At 67.5% G+C, this 12,338-nt stretch carries 9 protein-coding genes; 5 read left to right on the top strand and 4 right to left on the bottom strand.

What is annotated here, in order from left to right:
• Positions 1 to 15: 15 nt before the first annotated feature.
• The 3 genes from GJG85_RS32655 to GJG85_RS32645 are packed head-to-tail and all read right to left on the bottom strand — an operon-like array spanning position 16 to position 3,574.
• Positions 16 to 963: an ABC transporter substrate-binding protein gene (locus tag GJG85_RS32655; RefSeq protein ID WP_089490428.1), complete on the bottom strand. Its 948-nt coding sequence runs from the start codon at positions 961 to 963 to the stop codon at positions 16 to 18.
• Positions 964 to 1,005: 42 nt separating this feature from the next.
• Positions 1,006 to 2,037, bottom strand: a complete 1,032-nt coding sequence (locus GJG85_RS32650) for an ABC transporter permease (RefSeq protein WP_050016800.1) — start codon at positions 2,035 to 2,037, stop codon at positions 1,006 to 1,008.
• Positions 2,030 to 3,574 (bottom strand): sugar ABC transporter ATP-binding protein, encoded by a 1,545-nt coding sequence (locus GJG85_RS32645; RefSeq protein ID WP_204384512.1) that lies wholly within the window; start codon positions 3,572 to 3,574, stop codon positions 2,030 to 2,032. Before GJG85_RS32645 ends, GJG85_RS32650 begins: the two co-directional genes overlap by 8 nt.
• Positions 3,575 to 3,807: 233 nt before the next feature.
• On the opposite strand from GJG85_RS32645, the gene GJG85_RS32640 reads away from it, so the two are divergent.
• On the top strand, positions 3,808 to 4,509 hold the full coding sequence (locus tag GJG85_RS32640) for a FadR/GntR family transcriptional regulator (RefSeq protein WP_204384511.1): 702 nt from the start codon (positions 3,808 to 3,810) through the stop codon (positions 4,507 to 4,509).
• 39 nt (positions 4,510 to 4,548) lie between these two features.
• Here GJG85_RS32640 and GJG85_RS32635 read toward each other — a convergent pair whose 3' ends face one another.
• A complete protein-coding gene (locus GJG85_RS32635; RefSeq protein WP_050016794.1) occupies positions 4,549 to 5,877 on the bottom strand; it encodes an MFS transporter in 1,329 nt (442 codons plus the stop codon).
• Between the two features lie 581 nt (positions 5,878 to 6,458).
• On the opposite strand from GJG85_RS32635, the gene GJG85_RS32630 reads away from it, so the two are divergent.
• The 4 genes from GJG85_RS32630 (at position 6,459) to GJG85_RS32615 (ending at position 12,266) form a co-directional block, all read left to right on the top strand.
• A complete protein-coding gene (locus GJG85_RS32630; protein ID WP_050016792.1) occupies positions 6,459 to 7,403 on the top strand; it encodes a helix-turn-helix domain-containing protein in 945 nt (314 codons plus the stop codon).
• A gap of 288 nt (positions 7,404 to 7,691) precedes the next feature.
• The gene (locus tag GJG85_RS32625) at positions 7,692 to 9,131 is read left to right on the top strand and encodes an APC family permease (protein ID WP_050016791.1); all 1,440 of its coding nucleotides are present in this window, start codon (positions 7,692 to 7,694) and stop codon (positions 9,129 to 9,131) included.
• A gap of 261 nt (positions 9,132 to 9,392) precedes the next feature.
• Positions 9,393 to 10,838 (top strand): aldehyde dehydrogenase family protein, encoded by a 1,446-nt coding sequence (locus GJG85_RS32620; RefSeq protein WP_124555368.1) that lies wholly within the window; start codon positions 9,393 to 9,395, stop codon positions 10,836 to 10,838.
• A 63-nt stretch (positions 10,839 to 10,901) separates the two neighbouring features.
• On the top strand, positions 10,902 to 12,266 hold the full coding sequence (locus tag GJG85_RS32615) for an aspartate aminotransferase family protein (RefSeq protein WP_050016787.1): 1,365 nt from the start codon (positions 10,902 to 10,904) through the stop codon (positions 12,264 to 12,266).
• The last annotated feature ends 72 nt before the right edge of the window (positions 12,267 to 12,338 follow it).

The raw sequence follows: 12,338 nt of genomic DNA, 5'->3' as shown, positions 1-12,338 counted from the left end.
TGCGGGGTAAAGGGATCAGTACAGGACGTTCTTCGCGGCTTGCGAATCGAGATTCTGCTTGTCGACCATCACGACGCCGGTATCGATCAGCTTCGGCGCGGGCTTGCGCTCGATCACGTCGAGCGCGGTACGCACGCCCTGGTTCCCCATCTGCCACGAGCCCTGCACGGCGATCGCCTGCACGGTGCCGTCGCGCACGAAGCCCTGCAAGTCCTCGTTGCCGTCGAAGCCGATCGCCACCACCTTGCCCGCCTTGCCGGACTGCTTCAGCGCCCGGCCCATGCCGACCGCGGTCGGCTCGTTCGCGCCGAAGATGCCCTTCAGGTCCGGGTTCGCCGACAGCACGTCGGTCGTCTGGTTCAGCGCGGTCGCCATTTGCGATTGCGAGTAGTAGGGGCCTACGACCTGCAGCTTCGAATGGCTCTCGAGGTACTTGCGGAACCCGCCGACGCGGCTGACCTCGGACCCCGCGCCCGGCACGTACGACATGATCGCGATCTTGCCGGACTGCCCGATGCGGTCGATCAGCGCCTTCGCGCACAGCGCGCCCGCCTTTTCGTTGTCGGTCGACAGGAACGCCTGGTAGTACGGCTTGCCGGCGTCCGCGATCGCCGAGTCGATCAGCACGACGGGAATGTGCGCTTCCCACGCCTTCTTGATCGCGGGCACGAGCGCATCGGGATCGGACGGCGCGAGCACGATGCCCGCCACGTGACGCGTGACCGCGTTGTCGACCATGTTGACCTGCCCGCTGATATCGGACTCGGCCGCCGGGCCCTGGAACGTCATCGTGTAGCCCTTGGCGCCGTCGAGCGCCGCCTTCGCGCCCTTCTGCACGTTCTGCCAGTAGTTCGAATTGACCGTCTTGACGATCACCGCGATCTCGCCGCCCGCCGCATGCGCGCCGCTGCTGCATACCGCGAATACGCACGCCGATGCCGCCAGCAGGATGGATTTGTTCATGTCTCGCTCCGCTTCTCGTTGGTAGGGACTGCTTGCTGCCGGTCAGGGCCGGCGATTGCGCAACTGGTCGATCCACACCGTGCCGAGGATCACGACGCCGATGATGATCTGCTGGATGAAGCTCGACACGCCGTTCATGTTCAGGCCGTTGCGCAGCACGCCGATCACGAACGCGCCGATCGCCGTGCCGGAAATCGTGCCGACGCCGCCCATCAGCGACGTGCCGCCGATGACCGAACTGGCGATCGCGTCGAGCTCGTACATCACGCCTTCGTTCGGCTGCCCGGTGACGAGCCGCGACATCAGCACGCAGCCGGTCACGCCCGCGAGTGCGCCGGACAGCACGTAGGTGAACAGCTTCACGCCCTGCACGTTCACGCCCGACAGCCGCGCGGCTTCCGCGTTCGACCCGACCGCGTAGATATGCCGGCCGAGCGACGTTCTCGACAGCAGCACGGACACCACGACGAACAGCACGACCATGATCACGACCGGATACGGGATGCCGGGAAAGGTCGTGTCGGGGAACCCGTCCGCGCCGATGTGCGAGATCCGCAGCAGCGCGCCGTTGCCGAGCGCGCCGAACGCGTCGCCGAGATCCGAGACCGGCCGCGCGCCGGTGATCTGCAGCGCGATGCCGCGCGCGACGAGCATCATGCCGAGCGTCGCGATGAACGGCGGCAGGCCCATCTGCGTCACGCAGATGCCGTTGACGAGCCCGCACAGCGCGCCGACCAGGATGCCGGCCGCCATCGCGGCGGGCACCGGCACGCCGGCCTTGACGAGCAGCGCCGCGCACACGCCGGCCAGCGCGAGCACCGAGCCGACCGACAGGTCGATGCCGCCGGTGATGATCACGCAGGTGGCGGCCACGCCCAGATAGGCGATCGACGTGACCTGCAGGCCGACCGTCATCAGGTTGTCGACCGAGAAGAACGCCGCGCTCGATATCGAGAACGCGAACACGAGCACGACGAGACTGCCCAGCGCCGCGAACTTCTGGATCAGGTCGCGCCGCCGCTGTCGCGCCGCCCGTTCGTCGGCCTGGCTTCGATCGGATGTCATTTCAAGCATGGGAACGCCCCGACGCGTAGTGCATGATCTCCTCCTGACTGGTGTGTTGAGTGTCGAGCAACGCGGTCAATCGACCTTCGTGAAACACGGCGATCCGGTCGGTCATGCCAAGCAGTTCGGGCAATTCCGAACTGATCAGCACCACGCCGACGCCGTCAGCGGCGAGCCGGTCCATCAACCCGTAGATCGCGAATTTCGCGCCGACGTCGATGCCGCGCGTCGGCTCGTCGAAGAACAGGATCTTCGAGCCGCGGTACAGCCATTTGCCGATGACGACCTTCTGCTGGTTGCCGCCGGACAGGTTGCGCACGCGCTGGTGCACCGACGGCGTGCGAATCGCGAGGTCCTGCACGTAGCGGCGCGCGACGTCGAGCTCGTCTTCGAAGCGCAGGAATCCGAAGCGTGACGTGATGCCGCGCACGTTCGCGAGCGTGAGGTTCGCCGCGACGGGCATCGGCAGCGCGAGCCCCTCCTTCTTGCGGTCCTCCGACAGATACGCGATGCCGTGCCGGATCGCCTCGCGCGGCGAGCGGATCGTCACGGGCCGGCCGTGCAGCGCGATCGTGCCGCCGTCAATGCGATCCGCGCCGAAGATCGCGCGGGCGATCTCGGTGCGCCCGGCGCCCATCAATCCCGCGAAACCGAGGATCTCGCCGCGGCGCAGCGCGAACGACACCGGCCCGAACACGCCGTCGCGGCGCAGGTCGCGCACGTCGAGCAGCACGTCGTCCGTCGGCACCGATTGCCGCGACGGATACGCGTCGTCGAGCGTACGTCCGACCATGCGCGCGACGATGTCGTCGATGCTCACGTCGGCGAAATCGTCCGTCGAGATGTGACGCCCGTCGCGCAGCACCGTCACGCGATCGACGATCTGCGCCATTTCGTCGAGCCGGTGCGAGATATACAGAATCGCCACGCCGTCGGCGCGCAGTTCCTCGATGATCCGAAACAGCTGCACCGTCTCCGCTTCCGTCAGCGACGACGTGGGCTCGTCCATGATCAGCACGCGCGCATCGTGCGACAGCGCCTTCGCGATCTCGACCATCTGCTGCTGCGCGATGGACAGCACGCCGACCTTCGTCGTCGGGGCCACGTTCAGCCCGATGCGCGCGATGCAGCGCGTCGCATCCGCGTTCATCCGTTTCGTATCGACGAACGGCCCGCGCCGCGGCTCGCGTGCGAGGAACAGGTTCTCCGCCACGCTCAGGTGCGGGACGAGATTGAGTTCCTGGTGAATGATCGAGATGCCGGCCGCCTGCGCTTCGGAAGCCGAACGAAATCGCACCGGCGCGCCGCGATAGTGAACGACGCCGTCGTCGGGCAGGTACTGGCCGCTGATGATCTTCATCAGCGTGGATTTGCCCGCGCCGTTCTCGCCGCACACCGCATGCACCTCGCCGCGGCGCAGGTCGAGGCGAATCCCGTCGAGCGCGAGGACGCCCGGGAAGCGCTTGCGAATCCCGTCCAGGCGCAGGATCTCCCGGTCCGCTTCGTCGTGCGCGGCCTGACCGGGCAGATTGCGAGGCATTGCCATTGCGTCTCCTTGGGGTGGATCGACCGCGGCACTATCTGGTCAGTCCAATTTGGATGAATTACAGCAATCAAACCGAATTTGGTCAAGCCAATTTATCTATCCTCATCCGATCTTACCAATAGTGAAAACCCCGACATCCGGATGATCCCGCTGCCACACGGGGCAAAGCGGTAGGCGTGATAGACTCCGCGACACGCGCTTGCGCCGAAAGCGCATTGATCCCTATCACTCGTATGAAATCGACAGAACCCAAGCGGCTTTACCAATCGGTCGCGGCCCAGATCGTCGCGTTGATTCGCCAGGGCGAATTCGCGATCGGCGAGCGGCTGCCGCCGGAGCGGGAGCTGGCGCTGACGCTCGGCGTATCGCGCCCGTCGCTGCGCGAAGCGCTGATCGCGCTGGAAATCGGCGGGCAGATCGAGATCCGGATGGGCTCCGGCGTGTATGTGCGCGACACGGCGGCCGACGCGGTCGGCCCGATGGCCACGCTCGGCGACAGTCCGTCGGAATTGATGCAGGCGCGCGCGGCCGTCGAGGGCAGCGTCGCCGCGCTGGCCGCCGCGCGGATGACGGCCGCGATGCTCGAGCGCCTGCGCCGCACGGTGCAGCGCATGAAGCGGCTCGCGGAGGCCGGCAAATCCCCGGTCGAAGCCGACCGGCAGTTCCACATGCTGATCGCGGAAGCCGCCGGCAATTCGGTGCTCACCCGCTTCGTCGGCGAGCTGTTCGACAGCCGCCACGACCCGATCGCGACCGCGATGTGCGGCCATGCGGAGAATCCGCAGACGTGGACGGCCGCCGTGCGCGAGCACGAGGACGTGCTCGTCGCGTTGCAGGCCGGCGATCCGATCGCGGCCCAGACGGCCATTCGCGCGCACCTTCGCGCGTCGGAAGCGCGGTGGATCGAGGGTGGGCTGAAAGCCGATCCGGATTGAGCGGGCGCCGGCGCGCGTCGGCGAGGGCGCGGCAACGCGCTATTCGACGCCCTGCCACGCGGCCCGTTCGCTCGTCGTGCGGCGCGACGGCAGCGTGCGCGGCACCAGGCTCGTCACCAGCACCGCGCCGACCACCAGCAGCCCCGCGACCACCGCGAACCCGGCATACGGCGCGCCGGTACGTGCGAACAGGATGCCGACCAGCCACGAACTGAACGCGCCGCCGAGCGAACCCAGCATGCTGATCACCGCGATGCCGGCTGCCGCCGCGCGGCCGGTCAGCTGGGCAGCCGGAATCGTCCAGAACACGATCGGCACGGTGAACGCGCACAGCTGCGCGATCGCCAGCAACGCGACGGTGACTCCTACATGGCCGACCGAGAAGCGCAGGAGCAGCAGACTGCACGCGGTGACGAGCATGCAAGCCACCGTATGCCAGCGGCGCTCGCCGTATCGGTCGGAACTCCATGCGATCGCCACGTTGCCGATCATCGTGAACACGGAAATCAATCCGGACAACCAACCGATTCCGGTAACGCTCGCGACCCCGGCCGCCTTCAGCACCGTGGGCGACCAGAACGTCACCGTCCCCATCCCGACGTAGACGCAGAAATAGATCGCCGCCAGCCCCAGCACGCGCGCGTGGCGAACGATGTCGAGCACGCCCGTTCGGTCATGGCCGACCACGGCCGACGCCCGCTCCGCGTCCAGATCGCGCAACAGCGCCTGCCGGTCCGCTGGCGACAGCCATGCCGCCCGTTCCGGCCGGTCGCTCAGCATCAGCGGCGCAACCAGCCCGAGCGCAATGGCCGGCAATCCCTCGATCAGGAACAGCCACTGCCATCCGCGCAACCCCATCGTGTCCTGCAGGTGCGCCATGATCCAGCCGGACAGCGGTCCGCCGATCATCCCCGCGACCGGAACGGCGAGCAGCAGCACGCTGTTGACGCGGGCGCGCACCCTATCCGGAAACCAGTACGACAGGTACAGGATCAGGCCCGGAAAGAAGCCGGCCTCGGCGGCGCCGAGCAGAAACCGCACCACGTACAGCGACACGCTGCCGGTCACGAACATCTGCGCGACCGTGCACAGGCCCCACAGCGCCATGATCCGCATCAGCGTGCGGCTCGCGCCGATGCGCGCCAGCAGCAGGTTGCTCGGCACCTCGAACGCGGCGTAACTGATGAAGAAGATGGCCGTCGCGGAGCCGAATACGGCTTCGCTCAAGCCGAGGTCCTGCAGGAACTGCAGCTTGGCGAACCCGATGTTGACGCGATCGATGAAGTTGACGACGTAGCAGACGAACAGAAACGGAATCACGCGCAGCGCGATCCGGCGATACAACAAGGCAGGGGGTGACTCGGACATGGACCGCTCCCGGTATGTGGACAGGCGTCACGAACAGGCGAGGCGTTGCGGGGTAATTATACAAATCCCGTATTTCGGGATTTATCGGTAGTTAACACGAGAGGAGGCGTCGTGCGTGCCCTGGGCCATGACGTGAATCGGCATTCGACAGTTTTGTAAAAAAATACCGATGGCGCGCGATCGTGTTGACCATGAAGCCCCCGTTACTCGGCAGCGCATGACGCCATGTGCAAACCCCACCGCAAAAATAAATTTAATCCCCTATAATGAGATTTTGAAAAATATAGTTGCCAATGACATTCGTCAGTCGATATCGTCCGGCACCCCCGAATTTCTTTCGGTTTGGCTATGCGCCGCCGCCTTCCGCGGGCCGCTCGCTCGACAAACGCCACCAGACTTTTCGATCGCGTCACGCGGTGTTTTTTTCTGGATATGATCGTCGGCGGGACTGACCGCGTCGCACCGCGCGTTCGGAAAGCCATCCGGGCGGCGCGCGCATGGCGCGATCGCGCTGCCCGCGCCGGCAGCATGAGCCGGCTTCGGCCGGCATCGAATTTGAAACGGGATGCATTCGCCACGCCATGAACCTGCGCGCTGAAACACTGTGCTTCTCGGATGTGTTCCTCCATTCCCAGGCGATCGTGAACTGGTCGCAGCACTACGACCAGATCAGTCCGGGCACCGCGACGACCACGCTGCGCCAGGTCGCCGGCCAGCGTTTTCACGTCTTTCGCGAACGCATCAACCAGCGCGTGATGCAGCACGGCCTCGCGCCGCGCGACCGGCTCTGCTTCGCGCTGCCGATCGCCAGTGCGGTCGCGCCCGTGGTCCAGGGGCGCACCGTCGAGCGGCCGAGCCTGCTGACGCTGCGCGGCGGCGAGGAATTCGTCGCACACCTGCCGTGCGACACCGAGGTGCTCGCGTTCACGATCGACCGCACGCTCGCAGCCGATCGCGAGGTGGACGAACTCGCGAACCTGCCCGCACGTTTCCTGAAGCAGCCGGTGCTGCCGATCTCGCCCGCGCGCTACCGCAACGCGCTGGACGGCCTCGAACGCGTGCTCGGCCAGGCGCTCGACAGCGGTTCGCTCACCGCGCGCGATGCGTTCGACGAACGCGTGCTCGCGCACAGTCTGGTCGGCATCCTGCTCGACCTCGTGCAGCCCGACGACCCGGATGCCGGTGCGCTGCCGTCGGCCTCGACGCAAAGCTACATCGTGCGGCGCAGCCAGGAAATCGCGCTGGAATCCGACGACGTACCGACGGTCATCGATCTCTGTCATCACCTGCGGATCAGCCGCCGCACGCTGCAATACAGCTTTCAGAACGTGGTCGGCACCACGCCGACCGCCTATCTCCGCTCGATCCGGCTGAACGCCGTGCGCCGCTTCCTGATGACGACGCCCGACACGATGCGGATCGGCGACGCGGCGGCGCAATTCGGCTTTTGCCACTTCGGACGCTTCTCCGCGTACTACCAGCAGCATTTCCACGAACTGCCGTCGCACACGCCGCGCCTGAGCTGAGCCCGCGACAGACGCATGGCGGCGTCGCATCCGGGTAATCCCCTGCCGCCCCCGCCCATGCGGATTGCCGATTACGGACAACGCCCGTTTTTTCGGCACCGTAAATTTTGTCGTCGGCCCTGCTCGATGCGCTGCACCGCATCGAGCGGCCGTCCAAGCGCATACCTGTGTCGTCGGCGGAGGTCGGCATCGATTGCCGGCACGTCAGGATCGGCGCGCGGCACGGGGATATCGATCAGGCATGCCGGTGTCGACTCCTGACGGACGAGCCGGCCAGCGGGACCCATCATGAACGAATCGTCACCCCGGTCCGAAGCGGGGCTCAGCAAGAACGCCGTCGGACTCTCCCACATCGTCTTCTTCGTCGTCGCCGCGGCCGCGCCGCTCACCGCGATGGTCGGCGCGACGCCCGCGGCATTCTCGCTCGGCAACGGCCCCGGCGTGCCCGGCGTATTCGTGCTGGCCGGCGTCATGTACCTGATCTTCAGCATCGGCTATGCGGCGATGAGCCGGCACATCTCCAATGCGGGCGCGTTCTACGCGTACATCGCGAACGGGCTCGGACGCCCCGCCGGCGTGGGCGGCGCGTTCGTCGCGATCGTCGCGTACAACGCGGTGCAGATCGCGATCTACTGCATGTTCGGCTTCTTTCTGAACGACAGCATCCAGCGGCACTACGGCGTCGACGTGCCGTGGTGGGCGTTCGCGCTCGCGTGCGTCGTCGCGGTCCACTTCTGCGGCGCGCGGCGCATCGAGTTCAGCGGCCGGCTGCTCGGCATGCTGATGATCGGCGAAATCGCGATCGTGATGCTGCTCGATCTCGCGATCGTCGTGCACGGCGCGAGTGCCGGCGGCTTCAGCGCGAAACCGTTCAGCCCCGCGATGGTGTTCGCGCCCGGGCTCGGCACCGCGCTCGTGTTCGTGCTCGGCTCGTACATGGGCTTCGAGGCGACCGCGATCTTCTCCGAGGAGGCGCGCGACCCGAAGCGCACGATTCCGCGCGCCACCTACCTCGCCGTGATCCTCATCATGGCGTTCTACGCGCTGTCGTCGTGGGCGATCGTCGAGGCGTGGGGCGAGCGCGCGATCGCCGCGCAGGCCGCGCGCGATCCGGCCAATCTGTGGTTTGCCGTCAGCGGCCGGCTGCTCGGCAGCATCGCGACGGACGCGATGAACGTGCTGCTCGTCACGAGCCTGTTCGCGGCCATCCTGTCGTTCCACAACACGATCACGCGCTATTTCTACGCGATGGGCCGCGAACGCGTGCTGTGGCGCAAGCTCGGCCATACGTGCCCGGTGCATCGTTGCCCGGACGTCGCCGGCAAGGTGCAGACGCTGATCGCGCTCGCGGCCATCGCCGGGTCGGCCGCGTTCCGCCTCGATCCGTTCGCGGTCGTGTTCTCGTGGATGAGCGCGCTGGCCACGATCGGCATCATCGCGGTGCAGATCCTGGTGGCGGCGTCGGTGATCGCGTTCTTCGCGCGCGATCACCGCGACGCCGGCGTCGTGCACCGCCTGATCGCGCCGCTCGTCAGCGTGATCGCGCTCGGTGCGTGCCTCGTGCTCGTTGTGCGCAACCTGTCCGTGCTGAGCGGATCGGATTCGACCTTCGTCGCGATGTTTCCGTATTTCCTCGTCGCCGTCGGTGCGCTCGGCATCCGCGCCGCGCTGCGGTTGAAGCGCAGCGACCCGGACCTGTATCGCGAACTCGGGCGCGCCGCCCAGTAGCCGCCGACCGGACGGTGCCGCGCCGCACCGTCGTCTCGTTGTTCACTCCCCGAGCATTCCCCGCTGCCAACGTGACGCGCGATGCGTCGCGCCGGCACGGGTATTCCCTATCCCGATCGCGCCGCAACGATTGCCGATAGCGGACAAGGCGCGCGTTTTCATCGACATACAGTGAATGCGACGTCGAAGCCTGACGGTGGCCGTTGTCATCGCCCTCACCCGTTCGGCCCGACGATTCGCCCCTGGGAAACACGGAACACCATGATGAAAATTCAGAATCTGATCGACGGCAGGCATTGCGACGCAGCGGCCGGCCGTACCTTCGAAAAGCTGGCGCCGGCGACCGGCGACTACGTGGCCGCCGTGCCCGCATCGACCGCCGAAGACGTCGATCGCGCGGTGCGTGCCGCGCACGCCGCGCTGCACGGCGACGCGTGGGCCCGCGCGGGCGGCTCGGCCCGCGCGCGCTGGCTGCTTCGGCTCGCGGACCTGGTCGAGCGCGACCGTGACGCACTGGCGGAATGCCTGGCCGTCGAACAAGGGCGCCCGCTTGCCGAGATGCGGATGATGGACCTGCCGATGTGCATCGACACGCTGCGCTATTTCGCCGGCTGGGCCGACAAGCTCGAGGGCCGCACGATTCCGACCGACGGCTTCATGGGCCGCCCGACGCTCAGCTACACGCGGCGCGCGCCGGTGGGCGTCGCCGGTCAGATCATCCCGTGGAACGCGCCGTTGATGATCGCGGTGTGGAAGCTCGCGCCGGCGCTCGCGGCCGGCTGTCCGGTGGTCATCAAGCCGTCGGAGGACACGCCGCTGGCCGTCGCCCGGCTCGGCGAACTCGTCTGCGAAGCCGGCCTGCCCGCCGGGGTCGTCAACATCGTCCACGGCGTCGGCGCGGAAGTCGGCGCCGCGCTGGTCGCGCACCCGCTCGTGAACAAGATCAGTTTCACCGGCAGCACCGAAGTCGGCCGCACGATCGCGGGCGTGGCAGCGAAGACCTTCAAGCGCGTCACGCTCGAACTCGGCGGCAAGGCCGCGCAGATCGTGTTTGCGGATGCCGATCTCGACCGGGCGATTCCGTCGCTGATGGCCGGCATGTTCGCGAACCAGGGGCAGACGTGCGCGGCCGGCTCGCGCGTGCTCGCACATCGCTCGATCGCGCAGGCGCTCGAAGAACGGCTTGCCGACGCAGCTCGCGCGATGCGCGTCGGTCCGCCGTCGGAGCCCGGCGTACAGATGGGTGCGCTGATCAACCCGCGCCACCTCGCGCGGGTACGCGCGCTCGTCGACGGCGCGCTCGCCGAAGGCGCGGTGATGCTCGCCGGCGACGAACAGGTGCCGCCGCGCGGCTGCTTCATGCGCCCGACGATTCTGGGCGGCGTTCATCCGGGCATGCGGATCGCCCGCGACGAGGTGTTCGGCCCGGTCGGCATGGTGATGCCGTTCGAGACCGAGGACGACGCCGTCCGCATCGCCAACGACACGCCGTTCGGTCTCTCCGCTTCGGTGTGGACGCAGGACGTCGGCACCGCGCACCGCGTCGCCGAGCGGCTCGACGTCGGCGCGGTCGCGATCAATGCGTGGAGCCCGATCGACGCGCGCCTGCCGTGGGGCGGCACCAAGCAAAGCGGGATCGGGCGCGACCTGTCGAAGGCCGCGCTCGATTCGTATCTCGAGGAAAAGATCGTCACCGCAGCCCTGTGACCCGACGGCGCACACCGCGCCCCAACCCTGTTCAAGTACTTCGCAAGAGAGACGAGAGACACCATGGACTATCAAAAGCGTCAAAAACGATTCTGGCACCCGATGAGCTCGGCGGCCGCCGGGCATACGACTCCCACCGTGATCATCGAGCGCGGCGACGGCAACTACGTGTACGACGTCGACGGCCACCGCATGCTCGACGGCGTCGGCGGACTGTGGAACGTCAACGTCGGCCACAACCGGCCGGAAGTGAAAAGCGCGATCGCGCGGCAGATGGACGCGCTGTCGTACTACCAGACCTTCGACGGCGTCGCCCATCCGCGCGTCTACGATCTGGCCGACCGCCTGTGCGCGATGTTCGCGCAGGAAGACATGCAGCGGGTGATGTTCGGCAGCGGCGGCTCCGACGCGATCGAGACCGCGCTCAAGATGGCGCGCCAGTACTGGGTCGCCGCGGGCGAGCCGTCGCGCACGAAATTCCTGTCGCTGCGCAACGGCTATCACGGCGTGCACATGGGCGGCACGTCGATCGGCGGCAACGGCGTCTACCATTACAATCATGGCCCGCTGCTGCCCGGCTGCGTGCTGCTCGACACGCCCTGGCTCTATCGCAATCCGTGGAATTGCGACGATCCGCAACAACTCGTCGAGCACTGCATCCGGCAGCTCGAGGAAACGATCGCGTTCCACGGCCCGCAGACCATCGCCGCGTTCGTCGCCGAACCGGTGCAGGGCGCCGGCGGCCTGATCGTCCCGCCGGCCGATTACTGGGCGCGCGTGCGGGCCGTGTGCGACCGTAACGGCATCCTGCTGATCGCGGACGAGGTGGTCACCGGCTTCGGCCGCACCGGCAGCCTGCTCGGCAGCCGCGGCTGGGGCGTCGCCGCCGACATCCTGTGCGTCGCCAAGGGCATTTCCGCCGGCTACGTGCCGCTCGGCGCGACGCTGTACAACGGGCGCATCGCCGACGCGATCGAACATGGCGCGGGCTTCTCGCACGTGGTCATGCACGGCTATACGTACAGCGGGCATCCGCTCGCGTGCGCCGCGTCGCTCGCGGTGCTCGACATCGTCGAGGCCGAGGATCTGCCGGGCAATGCGGCACGGGTCGGCCAGCGCCTGCTCGAGCAATTGCTGCCGCTGAAGGCCGACTTCGAGACCGTCGGCGACGTCCGCGGCAAGGGACTGATGCTGGCGCTCGACCTGGTGACCGACAAGGCCAGCCGCACGCCGCTCGATCCGGGCAAGGGGTTCGCCGCCCGCGTGGCCGATGCCGCGCGCCGGCGCGGCGTGCTGGTGCGGGCGATCGCGAACAAGGTGGTGATGTCGCCGCCGCTGACGCTGCAGCCAGGCGAAGCCGACTTCATGGCCGTGACGCTGCGCGAGGCGCTGCAGGAGTGCTGCGCGGATTCGCGCGCGATCGCCTGACCGCGCGAACCGGCCCGGCGCACGGGCCTTTCGTCGAAGGCTCGTGCGCATCGCCATCCGGCCTCGGTTCGA

Source organism: Burkholderia sp. MS389 (assembly GCF_016899425.1).
Lineage (GTDB): Bacteria > Pseudomonadota > Gammaproteobacteria > Burkholderiales > Burkholderiaceae > Burkholderia > Burkholderia sola.
The sequence above is the reverse complement of the archived record's forward strand: the minus strand, read 5'-3'. Positions and strand labels throughout refer to the sequence as shown.